Here is a 17,457-nt window from a genome sequence, read left to right as displayed (position 1 = left end):
TCATGATGAGAAAACAGTTTGCAGTGGCGCTGGTCGTTCTGAGTTTACTCAGTAGCAATGCGTGGGCATTGACCCTGAATGAAGCCAGAACTCAGGGTCGAGTAGGAGAAACGCTCAATGGCTATCTGGTTGCATTGCAAACCGATGCTGAAACGCAGGCACTGGTGAGTGAGATTAATAAAGCGCGCAACGCCAGCTATCAGCAAGTGGCAGAGAGCAATAATATTCCGCCAGATGAAGTAGCAAAAATGGCCGGGCAAAAGCTGGTTGCTCGCGCTAAACCGGGTGAATACGTTCAGGGTATAAATGGTAAGTGGTTGCGGAAAGAATAAATCTCTTTGTACACAACCCCTGGTCACGACGCTGACTTACTCATCGACATCGCAATAGTTGCCACACGGCATAAAATGGATGCTGATATAGTCCAACACCGGTCGCGTTGTGGGGTGAAATCATGTGGCTTCTCAAGTGGTATGTCTGGAATCGTTGGGTATTCAAACTGTTAAGCCGGGATGTCGCGGAGCCTGAACAATTTTTGCTTCATTGCTGGGAAGAGAATCTGGCGAAATGCAGGGATTATGCAACCATCTGGCGTGATATTAATCGCATTCACGGCAAACAGATACGGGTACAGGTAAAGAAGTAAGTGCCGGAGAAACCCTCTCACCGGACGGTGAGAGGGGAAATTATCAGGCAGCGACTACGCTGTCGATAGCGGCTTTCGCGTCGGATTGTGCTTTAGACGCCACTTCCGGGCCGTAAGCAATACCTTCAGCAAAGACGACATTCACGTCGGTGATGCCGATAAAGCCCAGGAATACGTTCAGGTACGGCGTGATCAGGTCGGTTGGTGTATCTTTATGGATACCACCACGGCTGGTCAGCACCACAGCGCGTTTACCCGTCACCAGACCTTCCGGGCCTTTCTCGGTATAACGGAAAGTCACACCAGCGCGGGCAATCAAGTCAAAGTAGTTTTTCAACTGAGTTGGGATGTTGAAGTTGTACATCGGCGCGGCGATAACAATCACATCATGCGCTTTCAGCTCAGCAATCAGCTCATCGGACAGCGCCAGCGCTTCCTGCTGACGCGGCGTCAGCGGTGCATCGCTCGGGCGCATCGCACCCACCAGTTCGCCATCCAGTACCGGTACAGGATTTGCTGCCAGGTCACGGACAGTGATTTCATCAGCAGAGTGCTTTTCACGCCACTGTTCAACAAAATAATCAGACAACTGACCAGACTGAGAGTACCCTGCCAGAATACTGGATTTAAGAACTAATACCTTGCTCATGGGTGTTTCCTTTTATGTGTTTGAAGGGGGTGAGCCCCGTTGCTTGTTGACACTTTATTCACAATCCTGTCGCAGTGATAGCGCAATATATCGAATCCTATGTTCGAAATTATTGAACAACACATGAAAAGCGCCGATGTGGTACTCTATACCCATCATCTAAAAGAGATTTAACCCGGCAGAGCACTGCCTTTTAACGCTATGACAGAACAACAAAAATTAACCTTCAACATGTTGCAGCAACAGCTGGATTCATTGATGCTGCGTGACAGACAGCGTTTTGCCCGCCGCCTGCACGGCGTGAAGAAGGTTAAAAATCCTGATGCACAACAGGCCATTTACCAGGAGATGGCGAAAGAGATTGAGCAGGCAGCCGGTAAAGTTGTGCTGCGTGAAGCGGCGCGTCCGGAAATCAGCTATCCGGAAAACCTGCCCGTCAGCCAGAAAAAACAGGATATTCTGGACGCAATTCGCGATCATCAGGTGGTGATTGTTGCTGGCGAGACCGGCTCGGGGAAAACCACCCAGTTACCCAAAATCTGTATGGAACTGGGGCGCGGGGTAAAAGGGCTGATCGGCCATACCCAACCGCGTCGTCTGGCGGCGCGCACCGTGGCGAACCGTATTGCGGAAGAGCTGCAGACCGAGCCGGGCGGCTGTATTGGTTATAAAGTTCGTTTCAGCGATCATGTCAGTGATAACACCATGGTCAAGCTGATGACGGACGGTATCCTGCTGGCGGAAATCCAGCAGGATCGACTGCTGATGCAGTACGACACCATCATCATCGATGAAGCGCATGAACGCAGTCTGAATATCGACTTTCTGCTCGGCTATCTGAAAGAACTTCTGCCGCGTCGCCCGGATCTAAAAATTATCATCACTTCGGCGACCATCGATCCTGAACGCTTTTCAAAGCATTTCAATAACGCGCCGATTATCGAAGTCTCCGGCCGAACGTATCCGGTGGAAGTGCGCTATCGCCCGATTGTTGAAGATGCAGATGACACCGAGCGTGACCAACTGCAGGCGATTTTTGATGCCGTAGATGAGCTAGGCCGTGAAAGTCAGGGCGACATTCTGATCTTCATGAGCGGCGAACGTGAAATCCGTGATACCGCCGATGCCCTGAATAAACTGGATTTACGCCACACCGAAGTGTTGCCGCTGTATGCGCGTCTTTCAAACAGTGAGCAGAACCGTGTATTCCAGTCGCACAGTGGTCGCCGTATCGTGCTGGCGACCAACGTGGCAGAAACGTCGCTGACCGTTCCGGGAATCAAATACGTCATTGATCCAGGCACCGCGCGTATCAGTCGCTACAGTTACCGCACCAAAGTTCAGCGCTTGCCGATTGAACCGGTGTCGCAGGCTTCTGCCAACCAGCGTAAAGGCCGCTGCGGTCGTGTTTCGGAAGGGATCTGTATTCGTCTGTATTCCGAAGACGATTTCCTGTCGCGTCCGGAGTTTACCGACCCGGAGATCCTGCGTACCAACCTGGCATCCGTTATTTTGCAGATGACCGCGTTGGGGCTGGGCGATATCGCGGCGTTCCCGTTTGTTGAAGCGCCGGATAAGCGCAATATTCAGGACGGTGTACGCCTGCTCGAAGAGCTGGGGGCGATAACCACCGACGAACAGGCAACCGCTTACAAGTTAACGCCGTTGGGCCGTCAGCTGTCGCAACTGCCGGTGGATCCGCGTCTGGCGCGCATGGTGCTGGAAGCGCAAAAACATGGCTGCGTACGTGAGGCGATGATCATTACCTCGGCACTGTCCATTCAGGATCCGCGCGAGCGTCCAATGGACAAGCAGCAGGCTTCCGACGAGAAGCACCGCCGTTTCCACGACAAAGAGTCTGATTTCCTCGCGTTTGTGAACCTGTGGAACTATCTCGGCGAGCAGCAAAAAGCGTTGTCGTCAAACCAGTTTCGTCGCCAGTGCAAAGTCGACTTTCTGAACTATCTGCGCGTGCGAGAGTGGCAGGATATCTACACACAACTGCGCCAGGTGGTGAAAGAGTTGGGTATTCCGGTTAACAGCGAACCTGCTGAATATCGGGAGATCCACGTCGCGTTGCTGACCGGTTTACTGTCTCATATCGGGATGAAAGATACCGATAAACAGGAGTTTACCGGGGCGCGTAACGCTCGCTTCTCGATCTTCCCGGGGTCAGGTTTATTCAAAAAACCGCCGAAGTGGACGATGGTAGCGGAGTTGGTGGAAACCAGCCGCTTGTGGGGACGCATTGCCGCGCGTATCGATCCTGAATGGGTGGAGCCGGTAGCCCAGCATCTGATCAAACGTTCATACAGTGAGCCGCACTGGGAACGCGCGCAGGGTGCTGTGATGGCGACAGAAAAAGTCACTGTCTACGGCTTACCGATTGTTGCGGCCCGTAAGGTGAATTACAGTCAGATCGATCCTGCGTTATCGCGTGAACTGTTCATTCGTCATGCGCTGGTGGAAGGTGACTGGCAAACGCGCCATGCGTTTTTCCGCGATAACCTGAAACTACGAGCGGAGGTGGAAGAGTTAGAGCACAAATCACGCCGCCGTGACATTCTCGTCGATGACGAAACGATGTTTGAGTTCTACGACCAACGTATCAGCCATGAGGTGGTTTCTGCCCGCCATTTTGATAACTGGTGGAAAAAGGTCAGCCGCGAGACGCCGGATCTGCTCAACTTTGAAAAGAGCATGCTCATCAAAGAGGGCGCGGAGAAAATCAGTAAGCTGGATTATCCGAACTTCTGGCATCAGGGTAACCTTAAGCTGCGCCTGAGCTACCAGTTCGAACCCGGAGCCGATGCGGACGGTGTGACCGTACATATTCCACTCCCGCTGCTCAACCAGATCGACGAGAGCGGTTTTGAATGGCAAATTCCAGGGCTGCGCCGCGAACTGGTGATCGCCCTGATTAAGTCGTTACCAAAACCGGTACGACGCAACTTTGTACCCGCACCGAACTATGCGGAAGCGTTTTTAGGCCGAGTGACGCCGCTGGAACTGCCGCTGCTGGACTCGCTGGAGCGTGAACTGCGCCGCATGACCGGCGTCACCGTTGACCGTGAAGACTGGCACTGGGATCAGGTGCCCGATCACCTAAAAATCACCTTCCGGGTGGTGGATGATAAGAACAAGAAGCTGCAGGAAGGGCGTTCGCTACAGGATTTGAAAGATGCGCTGAAGGGCAAAGTTCAGGAAACATTGTCTGCGGTGGCCGATGACGGTATCGAACAGAGTGGATTGCACATCTGGAGCTTCGGCCGGCTTCCGGAAAGTTACGAACAAAAACGCGGTAACTATAAGGTGAAAGCGTGGCCGGCGCTGGTCGATGAGCGTGACAGCGTTGCCATCAAACTGTTTGATAATCCGCTGGAACAACAGCAGGCGATGTGGTGCGGTTTACGCCGCCTGTTGCTGCTGAATATTCCTTCGCCAATCAAATATTTGCACGAGAAGCTGCCCAATAAAGCCAAGCTGGGACTGTACTTTAACCCGTACGGTAAAGTTCTGGATTTGATAGACGACTGTATCTCCTGCGGTGTGGATCAGTTAATTGACGCCAACGGTGGTCCGGTGTGGACCGAAGAAGGCTTTGCGGCGTTGCATGAAAAAGTGCGGGCTGAACTGAACGATACGGTGGTGGAGATTGCGAAGCAGGTCGAACAGATCCTGACCGCAGTGTTTAATATCAACAAACGTCTGAAAGGGCGCGTGGATATGACCATGGCGCTGGGGCTTGCGGATATCAAAGCGCAAATGGGCGGACTGGTGTATCGCGGATTTGTTACCGGCAACGGTTTCAAACGTCTGGGCGATACGCTGCGTTATTTGCAGGCGATTGAAAAACGGCTGGAGAAACTGGCCATCGATCCACACCGCGATCGCGCGCAGATGCTGAAAGTGGACAGCGTGCAGCAGGCCTGGCAGCAGTGGTTCAATAAACTGCCGCCCGCGCGCCGCGAAGATGACGATGTCAAAGAGATCCGCTGGATGATAGAAGAGCTACGCGTCAGCTACTTTGCCCAGCAGCTTGGCACGCCGTATCCGATTTCGGATAAGCGTATCCTGCAGGCAATGGATCAGATTACGGGTTAACGCAGTGCTGGACCGTAGGCCGGATAAGGCGTAGTCGTCATCCGGCATCTGTATCCGGTAAAGCATAAATTCCAGGAGTCATGAACATGAGACAGTTTCCGCCACTTTCCGCTAGCACCCTTGCGGCGATTAACACCGTGGGGCAATGGCTGGCGCAAAATGATTTCGCTGAAAATATTACGGTGCAGACAGATTGCGTGATTCTGGCCGGGAACGCAGTGATCCCGACCATCGATGCAGCCTGTCGGATAGCGAAAGAGCAACAGGTTCCCTTGCTGATTAGCGGCGGTATCGGTCACTCAACGACCTTTCTGTATGCCGCCATCGCAGAGCATCCACGCTACCACACGATTCGTACCACTGGTCGCGCGGAAGCGGCGATCCTTGCCGATATCGCGCACCAGTTCTGGCACATTCCTGGTGAGAAGATTTGGGTAGAGGATCAGTCCACCAACTGTGGGGAGAACGCCCGGTTTAGCTGTGCGTTACTGCGTCAGGCGACCCAAACCATGGGGACCGTCATTGTGGTGCAAGACCCTACCATGCAGCGCCGCACCATGGCGACATTTGAACGCGTCACGCGTGACGACCCTCAGGCCCCACGCTGGATCAGTTTCCCCGGTTTTGTCCCCGAGTTGATTGAGCAGGGCGACGGCGTGGATTTTGCCCCGACCGCCGAAGGTCTGTGGTCGGTGGATCGTTACCTGTCTCTCATTACCGGTGAGCTTCCGCGCCTGCGTGATGATGCAACCGGCTACGGGCCTTGCGGCCGCGATTTTATCGCCCATGTTGATATTCCTCAGGACGTTGAGCAAGCCTGGCAGCAGCTAAAAAATGATACCGCGCTGACCGACTTACTTGAGAGCCGTTCTCTGTAATCCTTTCTGCCCGTTTGTCGTCGTTTTACGGCAAACGGGCAGAAAGCCCACCCGTTTTTTCTCTTCATAATCACTTTGCCAGGCGCTTTTATGAAGCAGTTCACAGAACCGCCACTCCAGCGATAATGCGCCATGCATGATTGATATTAATTAACAATAGTTTTACTTGTTGAAAACAAATCAATCACAGGAGAGCCGCATGTCAGTACCCGTACAACATCCTATGTATATCGATGGGCAGTTTGTGACCTGGCACGATGACGCCTGGATTGATGTCGTCAATCCGGCCACGGAAGAGATTATCTCGCGTATTCCCGATGGGCGTGCCGAAGACGCACGTAAAGCGATCGATGCCGCGGATCGCGCTCAGCCGCAATGGGAAGCGTTGCCTGCCATTGAACGGGCAAACTGGTTACGCAAAATTTCTGCGGGTATCCGCCAGCGAGCCGATGAAATCAGCGCGTTGATTGTGGCGGAAGGTGGAAAAATTCGACAACTGGCTGACGTTGAGGTCGCGTTTACCGCCGACTATATCGATTACATGGCGGAGTGGGCGCGTCGCTATGAAGGTGAGATCCTGCAAAGCGATCGCCCGGGTGAGAATATCCTGCTGTTTAAGCGTGCACTGGGCGTGACGACGGGCATTCTGCCGTGGAACTTCCCGTTTTTCCTGATTGCCCGCAAACTGGCTCCCGCCTTGCTGACGGGGAATACCATAGTCATTAAGCCGAGTGAATTCACACCGAATAACGCCATCGCCTTTGCCAAAATTGTTGATGACATTGGTTTACCGCGCGGGGTCTTTAATCTGGTGCTGGGACGCGGTGAAACGGTCGGTCAGGAGCTGGCCGGAAACCCCAAGGTGGCGATGGTGAGTATGACCGGCAGCGTCGGCGCGGGCGAGAAAATTATGGCCGCAGCGGCCAAAAACATCACTAAAGTTTGTCTGGAGTTGGGTGGTAAAGCTCCGGCTATCGTGATGAACGATGCTGATCTTGAGCTGGCGGTGAAGGCCATTGTTGACTCGCGGGTGATCAATACCGGACAGGTATGCAACTGTGCTGAGCGCGTATACGTTCAGAAAGGTATCTATGACCAGTTCGTTAATCGTTTGGGTGAGGCGATGAAAGCCGTGCAGTTTGGCAATCCGGCCGAACGCAATGACATTGCGATGGGGCCGCTGATTAACGCCGCTGCGCTGGATCGTGTGGAGCAGAAAGTCGCACGAGCGGTGCAGGAAGGGGCCAGAGTGGTGCTGGGCGGTAAGGCTGTTATCGGCAAAGGTTATTACTACCCGCCGACGTTACTGTTAGACGTGCGCCAGGAGATGGCGATTATGCACGAGGAGACGTTTGGTCCGGTGCTGCCGGTGGTGGCGTTTGATACGCTGGAACAGGCGTTGACAATGGCCAATGACAGCGACTACGGTCTGACCTCATCGATCTATACGCAGAATCTGAATACGGCAATGAAGGCGATTAAGGGGCTGAAGTTTGGCGAAACCTATATTAATCGTGAAAACTTCGAGGCGATGCAGGGCTTCCACGCTGGCTGGCGTAAGTCCGGGATTGGCGGGGCTGATGGTAAACATGGCCTGAACGAATACCTGCAAACGCAAGTGGTGTATCTGCAGTCCTAAGTTTTTCGCCGGGTGAGTCTTTACGCCACCCGGCGCCATCTTCACACTTTAGTGGCTACCCAGTTCATCATCATTTCCGGCCAGATGGCCAGCGGTAACCCTTGCGCATCGCGAATACCAAATCCGTGCTTACCGCGTTCAAACAGATGCATTTCGACCGGAACGCCCTGCTCACGTAGCGCATTAAAGAAGACCAGGCTGTTTTCTACCTTCACCGCCGGATCGTCAATGGCGTGTAGCAGGAATGTCGGCGGCGTTGTGCTATCCACGCGTTCTTCCAGAGAATAGTGGCGCAGATCTTCCTTTTCGGGCTTAGCGCCAACCAGCTCAAGACGAGATCCCGGGTGACCGATGTCTTCGCGCAGAGTGACAACCGGGTACACCAGTGCCATAAACGCAGGGCGCGCAGGTTGCTCGTCTACGTTATCTATCGGCGTATAAACCGTTTCGGCAAACCGGGTTCCCAGACTGGCGGCCACGTGACCACCGGAAGAGAAGCCCAACACACCGATACGATCAGGGTTAATTTTCCATTCATGGGCGTTGGCGCGAATGTAGCGCATGGCGCGCTGGGCATCGGCCAGCGGCGCGTTTGCGCCTTCCTCATGGCCATCACCCGGCATACGGTAGGTCATCACAAACAGGGTATAACCGCGAGCGTTAAAGAACGGTGCCAGTACGCTGCCTTCTTTATCCATCACCACGCGACGATAAGAGCCGCCTGGCGTGACAAGGATCCCTATGCCGTTAGGTTTTGCGGGGGCATAAACGGTAATTTCCGGGGCGCGAATACCGGTGACCGCACGATCATACTGAGATGTTCCTGTATGTCGGGGTTCAGGCGTAAACACCGCATCGCTGTTTTTTGCTCCGGGGGCTTCACCCTGCGGCCAGAATGAGACGGTGGTGGCCTTAGCAACGGCTTGCTCCATCATGTTTTCTAACGTTTCACGACTCAGTGCTTCCATTACTATGCTCCCTCAGTGGCAAAGGTTAGCTATAGCACAGTCAGTGAATCGAAAACGGGGAGAGACTCACAACGTATTGAATTCGCGGGAAATGAAAGAGGGCGGAGGCGAGCCTCCGCCAGAACATTAGAGCTTGATAAATTTATCCAGCGTACGAATAAGTTGGGTGACAAAACCGTATTCGTTATCGTACCAGGCGACTGTTTTTACCAGTTGCAGATCGCCCACTTCGGTAATTTCGGTTTGTGTCGCATCAAATACCGAACCGAAATGCGAGCCAATGACATCTGACGAGACGATTTCCTCATCGGTATAACCAAATGACTCATTGTCTTGCGTGGCTTTTTTCAGCGCGTTGTTGACCTCTTCAGCAGTGACTTTTTTCCCCAATACCGATACCAGTTCCGTGACGGATCCTGTTTTCACCGGAACACGCTGGGCGTGGCCTTTTAATTTTCCGCTCAATGCCGGAATGACCAGACCAATGGCTTTGGCGGCTCCGGTGGTATGGGGAATGATATTCTCCGCTGCTGCCCGTGAGGCGCGCAGATCTTTCCCGCGAGGTCCATCAACCAGCGACTGCGTTCCCGTGTAGGCGTGGATGGTGGTCATGGTGCCAAGCTGAATACCGAAGCTGTCGTGCAGGGCTTTCGCCATCGGTGCGAGGCAGTTAGTGGTGCACGATGCGACCGAGATAATCCGATCGTTCGCATCCATTGTATCGTCGTTGACGTTAAAGACGATGGTTTTCATATCGCCAGCCGGGGCGGATATCAGCACTTTTTTGGCCCCTGCATCCAGGTGCGCGTTGGCTTTTTCTGTCGAGGTATAAAAACCGGTGCACTCGATGATTATCTCAGCGCCAGTGGTTTTCCATGGGATATTTTTGGCCTCTTTTTCTGCGTAAACCGCGATTTTTTTACCGTCGACAATCAGCGCGTCTTCGGTAAAGTCGATGCTCCAGGGAAACGGGCCGTAGTTTGAATCGTGCTTTAACAGATAGGCGAGAATTTTGGGCGAGGTGAGGTCATTAATGGCCACAACCTCCACGTTGCTTTTGACTTCCAGTAGTCGACGCAATACCAGACGACCGATACGACCAAAACCGTTAATGCCAATTTTACTCATGGTTTTCTCCTGTCAGGATGAGGCGGTACGACATATTTTCCCTACCAGGCTTAGTCCAGACAGGCATCCTCGGCAATAGCGGTTCTTGCGGTTAAGCGTAAGCGACTGAAAATGGGTGAACAAAAGTTAATGAATTTTTAACAAAAGCCCGTTATGTTGACGCATTATTGTTTTTATTCAGGAAGTGTTATGGGGAATAAGTATTCTGGCCTGCAAATCGGTATTCACTGGCTGGTCTTTTTGTTGGTTATTGTGGCGTACAGCGCCATGGAGTTTCGCGGATTTTTCCCGCGCAGCTATCGCCCCTTGTTCAACATGGTGCACGTCTCCTGCGGTATCACTATTTTAACACTGATGGTGGCGCGTCTGCTGGTCAGGCTGAAATACCCGGCTCCGCCGATTGTGCCAAAACCGAAGCCGATGATGACCGGAATGGCGCATCTGGGGCATCTGGTTATCTATCTGTTGTTTATTGTCCTGCCGATTATTGGGCTGGTGATGATGTACAACCGGGGTAACCCGTGGATTGCATTCGGCATCGTTATGCCGCATGCGCCAGAGGCGAACTTTGATTTAGTGGATATGCTGAAGTCCTGGCACGTGACGCTGGCCAACCTGGGTTATTTTGTTATTGCTCTGCATGCTGGTGCTGCCCTGATGCATCACTATTTCTGGAAGGACAATACGTTGTTGCGCATGATGCCGCGAAAACGCTCCTGAGGTAATGCCCCGCAAATGTGGGGCATTTTTTTAGCCGATTATTTTTCCAGACATCATAAAAGCTTATCGACAAGATGGTTAAACAACGCTCAATTCGCCACACTTGTCACTTGATCACTGTCTTCATTAAAACTACTGTATATAAATGCAGTTATATGAGAGGCAGATTATTATGTTGTTTTTCCAGCCAGTTGAACACCGCGAAATCAAACACTTCCCGCTATTTAGCGATCTCGTGCCCTGCGGTTTTCCCTCTCCTGCGCAGGATTACGTTGAGAAACGTATCGATCTCAACGATCTGTTGGTGCAGCATCCCAGCGCAACCTATTTTGTTAAATCGTCTGGCGACTCCATGATGGGGGCAGGGATCGGTGCTGGCGACTTGCTGGTAGTCGACAGTGCCAGAAAAGCGGCCCACGGAGACATTGTGGTTGCTGCTATTGAAGGCGAATTCACCGTTAAGCGCCTGCAATTGCATCCGGTGGTGATGTTGAAGCCAGAGAACAGCGCCTACGCGCCGATCATGATCGGCAGCGAGGACACGCTGGATATATTTGGCGTGGTGACATTCATCATTAAATCTGCGGGCTGATTATGTTTGCGCTGGTGGATGTTAATTCATTTTATGCCAGCTGTGAGTCGGCATTCCGGCCCGATCTTAAGGGCAAACCCGTTGTCGTTCTTTCAAATAACGATGGCTGTGTCATTGCCAGTAGTGCGGAGGCAAAAGCGCTTGGCGTTAATATGGGCGCACCATATTTCAAACAGAAAGATCTGTTCAGGCGCTATGGCGTGTTCTGTTTTAGTTCGAACTACGAATTGTATGCGGATATGAGCAGCAGGGTGATGTCGATTCTGGAGGAGCTGTCGCCGCGCGTGGAGATGTACAGTATTGATGAAGCCTTTTGCGATTTAACGGGCGTGCGAAACTGCCGGGATCTGACGGATTTTGGTCGGGAAATCAGAGCAACCATTTTACAAAAAACACGCCTCAAGGTTGGGGTCGGTATCGCCCAGACCAAAACCCTGGCCAAGCTGGCTAACCATGCTGCCAAAAAGTGGCAGGAACAGACTGGCGGGGTGGTGGATCTCTCGAATATTGAGCGCCAGCGTAAGCTGATGACTGCGCTCCCGGTTGATGAAGTCTGGGGTGTTGGACGCCGTATCAGTAAAAAACTTGACGCTATGGGCATTAAAACGGTCTGCGACCTGGCAGATACCGATATTCGCTTTATCCGCAAACATTTCAACGTTGTGCTTGAGCGCACTGTGCGGGAATTGCGCGGTGAACCTTGCCTGGAGCTGGAGGAGTTTGCACCAGTTAAGCAGGAAATTATCTGCTCAAGATCGTTTGGTGAAAAACTCACGGATTACAACGCGATGCGAGAGGCAATTTGTACCTATGCTTCACGTGCTGCGGAAAAGCTGCGCAGAGAGCACCAGTTCTGCCGGTTTATCTCTACGTTTATCAAAACCAGCCCATTTTCCCTGAATGAACCGTATTACGGTAACAGCGCATCGATAAAACTGCTGACACCAACCCAGGATAGTCGGGAAATTATAAGGGCGGCCACATGTAGCCTGGACGCAATATGGCGAGAGGGGCTACGTTATCAAAAAGCAGGGGTCATGCTGGGCGATTTTTTTAGCTCAGGTGTTGCACAGTTGAATCTTTTTGATGACAACGCTCCACGGCATAACAGCGATAAGCTGATGGCCGTTCTGGATACGCTCAATGCTGAAAAGGGTAAAGGAACGCTCTATTTTGCCGGACAAGGTATACAACAACCGTGGGCGATGAAGCGAGATATGCTCTCACCGCGTTATACCACGAGATACAGTGATTTGCTGCGGGTTGGATAGGGTTTGTTCATTATTGAATGGAGGGCCTTTTATTCGCCTGATAATCAGGTCTTGCAGCGCCGCAGTATATCACTGGGCCATTGAGAGAATAAGACCGCTGAATAACAGCGGCCTTATTGCTTTTATTTAGACTCTAATTCCGGTGCTTTTTCTTCATTAAGTTCAACCTCACGATACCAGCGAGGATGGTGTTTCTTCGCCCAGCGTCGACTCACTTTCCCTTCGATCATCCCTTTAATTGAACCTTTTACCCAAAACGCCATGTACATATGGATCAGAATGGCGTGGATCAGCACAATGGCTGCTGTCGCGTGGATTAACAAACTCCAACGAACAATGTTAATTGAGAAATAATGGGCAAAGTAGGGCCTCCAGATAATAACGCCGGTAATCAGTAATACCAGAATTAGACTCATGATGCTCCAGAACATCATTTTCTGCCCTGCGTTGTATTTCCCCACATCAGCGACTTTATGCTCATTGCCTTTAAGTACCTCAACGATCCCTTTAATCCAGGGAAGGTCCTGTTTATCGGGAATGTTGTGGTGTACAAAACGGACGAACATAAACATCAGCACGATGAAAATCATCACCCCGAAAAACGGATGTAGAATTCGCCCCATTTGCGGTGTACCGAAAGTTTCGGTGAGCCATTGCAACGTCGGGAAGAACAGCGCAATACCGGAAAGCGACACCAGGAAGAAGCTTATTACCACCGTCCAGTGACAAGCACGGTCGATGAATTTGGTGCGCAGAATCATTTTGCTTTTACTCATGACCGTTCTCCTCTTCATCATCATCCGTCTCTTTGTTTGGGCCGACTCCCACGTAGTGGTAAATCAGCCCGGCAAAGGTGACGATAAATCCGGCGGCGGAGAGTGGTTTTAAAATCCCCTTCCAGAGGTTCACTGGTGCGGCGATTTTTGGCTCATCCGGCAGATTGTGGTACAGCGATGGTTGATCCGCGTGATGAAGTACATACATCACGTGGGTGCCGCCGACCCCTTGTGGGTTGTAGATGCCCGCATTGGCATAGCCGCGTTTTTTCAACTGCGCCACGCGAGTTTCCGCTACATTGAGCATCTCTTTTTTGGTGCCAAACTGGATAGCGCCGGTCGGACAAGTTTTCACGCAGGCCGGTTCCTGGCCCACGCTGACCCGGTCAACACACAGCGTACATTTGTAGACCCGGTTATCTTCGGGATTAAGTCGCGGAATATTGAACGGGCAGCCAGCAATGCAGTAGCCACAGCCAATACAGTGCTCGGACTGAAAGTCGACAATCCCGTTGGCATACTGAATGATTGCTCCAGCGGATGGACAGGCTTTCAAACAGCCGGGATCGGCGCAGTGCATGCAGCCGTCTTTGCGGATCAGCCATTCCAGCTTGTCGTTCTGGGTGGTTTCGCTAAAGCGCATCACCGTCCAGGACTTAGCGCTGAGATCGGTCGGGTTGTCGTAGACGCCGTTGCAGTAGCCCACTTCATCGCGAATATCGTTCCACTCTGAGCAGGCGACCTGACAGCCTTTACAGCCAATACAGGTAGTGACATCAATTAATTTTGCCACTTCTGCACGGTAATCCCGCGCCTGGGGCGGCGGCGTGATGCTGTTCGTCGCCGAGCGTTTAATAATATCTTGTGATTGCATAGCCATGAGTTCCCTTCCTTACGCTCGCTCGATGTTGACCAGAAACGCTTTATACTCCGGTGTTTGCGAGTTCGCGTCACCCACCGATGGCGTTAACGTATTGGCGAGGAACCCTTTGCGTGTGGCGCCTTCAAAGCCCCAGTGACAAGGGATACCGATAGTATCGACTTGCTTACCATCGATCGTCAGCGTTTGCAGACGTTTGGTGACCACCGCCTTCGCTTTGATAAAGCCGCGTTTCGACATCACTTTCACCGTATCACCTGCCGCAATGCCTTTTTTGCTCGCCAGCGCCTCACCGATTTCGATGAATTGATCGGGTTGAGCAATGGCGTTGAGCAGCGCATGTTTGGTCCAGTGGCGGAACAGTTCGGTAATGGAGTAAGTTGTGGCGACGTACGGGAAGGCATCCGCTTTACCCATATTGGCGATATCGTCATGGTAGATACGCGCAACCGGGCTGGATACAACATCCGGGTGCAGCGGGTTGGTACCAATAGGCGACTCAATGGGTTCGTAATGTTCCGGGAATGGCCCGTCGTTCATTTTGTCGATGGAGAACAGACGCGCTACGCCTTCCGGATTCATGATAAACGGACCAACGTTGCTGCCCGGTGCGGCCTGGCCGTAGTCGGCTACGTCCATACCGGCCCATTTTTTGCCATTCCAATGCAGCAGGGTTCGTTTGGGATCCCACGGTTTTCCTGATGGATCGGCCGAAGCGCGATTGTAGAGAATACGGCGGTTGGCAGGCCATGACCACGCCCAGCCCGGTGTGCAGCCCAGACCATACGGATCGCTGTTGTCGCGATTGGCCATCTGGTTGCCTTGTTCTGTCCAGCTTCCGCAGTAGACCCAGCAGAAACTGCTGGTCGAGCCGTCATCGCGCAACTGTGCAAAGCTGCTGAGCTGCTGGCCTTTTTTGGCTATAAGCTGGCCTTTGTCATCATAAAGGTCTTCAAGCGCCTGGCCATTTGCTTCACGCGCAATCTCTTCTGGGTGTGGGTCGTATGGATCTTTATAATTCCAGGCAATATTCAACAAGGGTTGCGGATTCGCTCCACCTTCCTGTTGATACAACTCGCGCAGCCGCATAAACAGGCGACCGAGGATCTTCCCGTCATGTAAGGCTTCACCTGGTGGTTCTGCCGCAGCCCAGTGCCACTGCAACCAACGCCCAGAGTTAGCGATTGAACCATTTTCTTCAGCAAAACAGGAAGAGGGCAGACGGAAAACTTCGGTCTGAATATCTGCCGGGTTTACATCGTTCATCTCGCCATGATTTTGCCAAAAATTGGACGACTCAGTGACCAGCGGATCGATAACCACCATATATTTCAGTTTTGAAAGCGCGCGAGTTGATTTGTTTTTATCTGGAAACGCCGCCAGCGGATTGAAGCCCTGAACGATGTAACCATTAATCTTCCCTTCGAGCATCAATTCAGCCTGGGTCATTACGTCATACAGGCGATCCCATTTAGGTAGCCAGTCGTAGCCCCAGTTATTTTCCACTGTTGCATTGTCGCCCCAGAAACTTTTCATCATGCTAACAAAGAACTTCGGCGTATTTTGCCAGTAATTGACCTCATTCACGCCTAGCGCAGGCGGCGTGATTTGCGAAATATAGGTCTGGTAGTCTGGCTGTTTTTCCGACGGCAGCGGCATATAGCCCGGCAGGTTCGTCGACAACAAACCAAGATCGGTATAGCCCTGAATATTGGAGTGGCCACGTAAGGCGTTAACGCCACCGCCCGCCATGCCTATATTGCCCAGTAGCAACTGGAGCATAGCGGCGGCGCGGATAATCTGTGCCCCGGCGGAGTGGTGTGTCCAACCCAACGCATACAGAATAGTAGCGGTGCGGTCAGGCACGCTGGTGCTGGCGAGAATTTCGCAGATACGATTGAAATCTGCCACTGAGGTCCCACACAACCGGTTAACCATTTCTGGCGTATAGCGGTCGACGTGGGCTTTCAGCAAATTCCACACGCAGCGTGGATGAGACAATGTTTCATCACGCAGGGCATTACCCTGTTCGTCAAGCTGATAGAACCAGCTCGATTTATCGTACTGGCGCTTTTTATCGTCATAGCCACTGAACAAGCCGTCGTCGAACTGATAGTCATCACGGATAATCAGGCTGGCGTTGGTGTAATGGCGCACATAGTCGTGCTGCACCTGGTTGTTTTCGAGCAGATAACGGATTACACCGAGCAGGAATGCGGTGTCGGAACCCGCGCGTATTGGCGCATACAGATCGGCGACGGCGGCACTACGGTTAAAACGCGGGTCGACTACCACCACGGTGGCGTCGTTTTTAGTTTGCGCTTCGACTACCCATTTAAAGCCTACCGGATGTGCCTCAGCGGCATTACCGCCCATAATAAGCACTACGTTGGCATTTTTAATATCGACCCAGTTGTTGGTCATCGCACCACGTCCAAACGTTGGTGCAAGAGCAGCAACGGTGGGGCCATGACATAACCGTGCTTGACAGTCGATAGCGACCATACCTAGTCCGCGAGCAAATTTACCGTCGAGGATCCCGGTTTCATTACTTGCCGCTGAGGAGCATAGCATGCCCGTGGTGGACCATCGGTTGACGGTAACGCCCTGGGCATTTTTCTCAATAAAGTTGGCATCGCGGTCATCTTTCATAAGTCGGGCAATACGATTAATCGCATCATCCCAGCTAATACGCTGCCATTTATCCGAACCCGGTGCGCGATATTCGGGATACTGCAGACGGGTTTCACTATGAATATAATCCAGCACGCCAGCGCCTTTAGGGCACAACGATCCACGGCTCACCGGATGATCCGGATCGCCCTCAATATGGTAGATACTTTCTTTGACGTTTTTGGCTGTATCGCCAAGGCTGTACATCAGCATGCCGCAGCCTACTGAGCAGTACGTACAGTTATTACGTGTCTCTTTTGCTTTTAAGAGTTTGTATTGACGGGTTTCCGCGTGAACGGAAAAAGATGATAAGAATCCGAGAGATGCAACAGTTGTTCCTGCCATACCGCCCGCGCAGATTCGAAAGAACTGCCTCCGGCTGAGCTCCATTTTTTTCTCCAGCTTAAACTTAAGACATGAAAAAGTATGGTTATTGTAAGGTTAAATTGTTTTATAAACCATTAACTTTTAGTGGTTATTGACGTGGGAGCATATTAATGCTGTAAGCCTGGGGTATGGATTGGTAAAAATTG

The 17,457-nt window shown here is 52.1% G+C and carries 14 protein-coding genes; 8 read left to right on the top strand and 6 right to left on the bottom strand.

Annotated elements, in window-relative coordinates; genetic code table 11:
* Positions 1-5: 5 nt before the first annotated feature.
* Both OGV89_RS05140 and OGV89_RS05135 read left to right on the top strand, forming a co-directional pair.
* Positions 6-332: a YdbL family probable chaperone protein gene (locus tag OGV89_RS05140; protein ID WP_003843764.1), complete on the top strand. Its 327-nt coding sequence runs from the start codon at positions 6-8 to the stop codon at positions 330-332.
* 122 nt (positions 333-454) lie between these two features.
* On the top strand, positions 455-646 hold the full coding sequence (locus OGV89_RS05135; protein ID WP_003020344.1) for a hypothetical protein: 192 nt from the start codon (positions 455-457) through the stop codon (positions 644-646).
* A gap of 43 nt (positions 647-689) precedes the next feature.
* Here the strand turns inward: OGV89_RS05135 and azoR are convergent, their stop codons facing one another.
* Positions 690-1,295 carry an FMN-dependent NADH-azoreductase gene (azoR, locus tag OGV89_RS05130; RefSeq protein WP_003843763.1) on the bottom strand — a complete coding sequence of 202 codons (606 nt, stop codon included), beginning with the start codon at positions 1,293-1,295 and terminating at the stop codon, positions 690-692.
* A 201-nt stretch (positions 1,296-1,496) separates the two neighbouring features.
* Here azoR and hrpA point away from each other — a divergent pair, with 201 nt between their 5' ends.
* The 3 genes from hrpA (at position 1,497) to aldA (ending at position 7,916) form a co-directional block, all read left to right on the top strand.
* Positions 1,497-5,399 (top strand): ATP-dependent RNA helicase HrpA, encoded by a 3,903-nt coding sequence (gene hrpA / locus OGV89_RS05125; RefSeq protein ID WP_088902228.1) that lies wholly within the window; start codon positions 1,497-1,499, stop codon positions 5,397-5,399.
* A gap of 80 nt (positions 5,400-5,479) precedes the next feature.
* On the top strand, positions 5,480-6,277 hold the full coding sequence (locus tag OGV89_RS05120) for a YdcF family protein (RefSeq protein ID WP_171820670.1): 798 nt from the start codon (positions 5,480-5,482) through the stop codon (positions 6,275-6,277).
* A gap of 199 nt (positions 6,278-6,476) precedes the next feature.
* Positions 6,477-7,916, top strand: a complete 1,440-nt coding sequence (gene aldA / locus OGV89_RS05115; RefSeq protein WP_032949368.1) for an aldehyde dehydrogenase — start codon at positions 6,477-6,479, stop codon at positions 7,914-7,916.
* Between the two features lie 41 nt (positions 7,917-7,957).
* Here the strand turns inward: aldA and OGV89_RS05110 are convergent, their stop codons facing one another.
* Both OGV89_RS05110 and gap read right to left on the bottom strand, forming a co-directional pair.
* Complete coding sequence (locus tag OGV89_RS05110) at positions 7,958-8,884, bottom strand: alpha/beta hydrolase (protein ID WP_003840844.1); 927 nt, start codon at positions 8,882-8,884, stop codon at positions 7,958-7,960.
* A 126-nt stretch (positions 8,885-9,010) separates the two neighbouring features.
* Positions 9,011-10,012: a type I glyceraldehyde-3-phosphate dehydrogenase gene (gene gap, locus OGV89_RS05105; RefSeq protein WP_003020325.1), complete on the bottom strand. Its 1,002-nt coding sequence runs from the start codon at positions 10,010-10,012 to the stop codon at positions 9,011-9,013.
* A gap of 189 nt (positions 10,013-10,201) precedes the next feature.
* Here gap and cybB point away from each other — a divergent pair, with 189 nt between their 5' ends.
* The 3 genes from cybB to OGV89_RS05090 all read left to right on the top strand — a co-directional run bounded on the left by cybB (position 10,202) and on the right by OGV89_RS05090 (position 12,595).
* Positions 10,202-10,732, top strand: a complete 531-nt coding sequence (gene cybB, locus OGV89_RS05100; RefSeq protein WP_044700084.1) for a cytochrome b561 — start codon at positions 10,202-10,204, stop codon at positions 10,730-10,732.
* 172 nt (positions 10,733-10,904) lie between these two features.
* Positions 10,905-11,324, top strand: coding sequence for a translesion error-prone DNA polymerase V autoproteolytic subunit (locus OGV89_RS05095; protein WP_003020321.1), 420 nt, complete (start codon positions 10,905-10,907; stop codon positions 11,322-11,324).
* A gap of 2 nt (positions 11,325-11,326) precedes the next feature.
* The gene (locus OGV89_RS05090) at positions 11,327-12,595 is read left to right on the top strand and encodes a Y-family DNA polymerase (RefSeq protein ID WP_003843755.1); all 1,269 of its coding nucleotides are present in this window, start codon (positions 11,327-11,329) and stop codon (positions 12,593-12,595) included.
* A 122-nt stretch (positions 12,596-12,717) separates the two neighbouring features.
* On the opposite strand, the gene fdnI is transcribed toward OGV89_RS05090, so the two are convergent.
* The 3 genes from fdnI to fdnG are packed head-to-tail and all read right to left on the bottom strand — an operon-like array spanning position 12,718 to position 17,314.
* Positions 12,718-13,371 carry a formate dehydrogenase-N subunit gamma gene (gene fdnI, locus OGV89_RS05085; RefSeq protein ID WP_003843753.1) on the bottom strand — a complete coding sequence of 218 codons (654 nt, stop codon included), beginning with the start codon at positions 13,369-13,371 and terminating at the stop codon, positions 12,718-12,720.
* Positions 13,364-14,251, bottom strand: coding sequence for a formate dehydrogenase subunit beta (gene fdxH, locus OGV89_RS05080; protein WP_200002921.1), 888 nt, complete (start codon positions 14,249-14,251; stop codon positions 13,364-13,366). The genes fdnI and fdxH overlap by 8 nt, the downstream gene beginning before the upstream one ends.
* 12 nt (positions 14,252-14,263) lie before the next feature.
* Positions 14,264-17,314 carry a formate dehydrogenase-N subunit alpha gene (gene fdnG, locus OGV89_RS05075; RefSeq protein ID WP_016150294.1) on the bottom strand — a complete coding sequence of 1,017 codons (3,051 nt, stop codon included), beginning with the start codon at positions 17,312-17,314 and terminating at the stop codon, positions 14,264-14,266.
* Positions 17,315-17,457: the final 143 nt, after the last annotated feature.

Origin of the sequence: Citrobacter sp. Cf125 (assembly GCF_030333935.1) — a bacterium.
GTDB classification, from domain to species: Bacteria; Pseudomonadota; Gammaproteobacteria; order Enterobacterales; family Enterobacteriaceae; genus Citrobacter; species Citrobacter freundii.
The sequence above is the reverse complement of the archived record's forward strand: the minus strand, read 5'-3'. Positions and strand labels throughout refer to the sequence as shown.

Coding starts and splice junctions, on each gene's coding strand:
- OGV89_RS05120 (WP_171820670.1), top strand. CDS start 5,480: ATGAACATGAGACAGTTTCCGCCACTTTCCGCTAGCACCCTTGCGGCG.
- aldA (WP_032949368.1), top strand. CDS start 6,477: ATGTCAGTACCCGTACAACATCCTATGTATATCGATGGGCAGTTTGTG.
- azoR (WP_003843763.1), bottom strand. CDS start 1,295: ATGAGCAAGGTATTAGTTCTTAAATCCAGTATTCTGGCAGGGTACTCT.
- OGV89_RS05140 (WP_003843764.1), top strand. CDS start 6: ATGAGAAAACAGTTTGCAGTGGCGCTGGTCGTTCTGAGTTTACTCAGT.
- fdnG (WP_016150294.1), bottom strand. CDS start 17,314: ATGGAGCTCAGCCGGAGGCAGTTCTTTCGAATCTGCGCGGGCGGTATG.
- gap (WP_003020325.1), bottom strand. CDS start 10,012: ATGAGTAAAATTGGCATTAACGGTTTTGGTCGTATCGGTCGTCTGGTA.
- OGV89_RS05110 (WP_003840844.1), bottom strand. CDS start 8,884: ATGGAAGCACTGAGTCGTGAAACGTTAGAAAACATGATGGAGCAAGCC.
- fdnI (WP_003843753.1), bottom strand. CDS start 13,371: ATGAGTAAAAGCAAAATGATTCTGCGCACCAAATTCATCGACCGTGCT.
- fdxH (WP_200002921.1), bottom strand. CDS start 14,251: ATGGCTATGCAATCACAAGATATTATTAAACGCTCGGCGACGAACAGC.
- hrpA (WP_088902228.1), top strand. CDS start 1,497: ATGACAGAACAACAAAAATTAACCTTCAACATGTTGCAGCAACAGCTG.
- OGV89_RS05135 (WP_003020344.1), top strand. CDS start 455: ATGTGGCTTCTCAAGTGGTATGTCTGGAATCGTTGGGTATTCAAACTG.
- cybB (WP_044700084.1), top strand. CDS start 10,202: ATGGGGAATAAGTATTCTGGCCTGCAAATCGGTATTCACTGGCTGGTC.
- OGV89_RS05090 (WP_003843755.1), top strand. CDS start 11,327: ATGTTTGCGCTGGTGGATGTTAATTCATTTTATGCCAGCTGTGAGTCG.
- OGV89_RS05095 (WP_003020321.1), top strand. CDS start 10,905: ATGTTGTTTTTCCAGCCAGTTGAACACCGCGAAATCAAACACTTCCCG.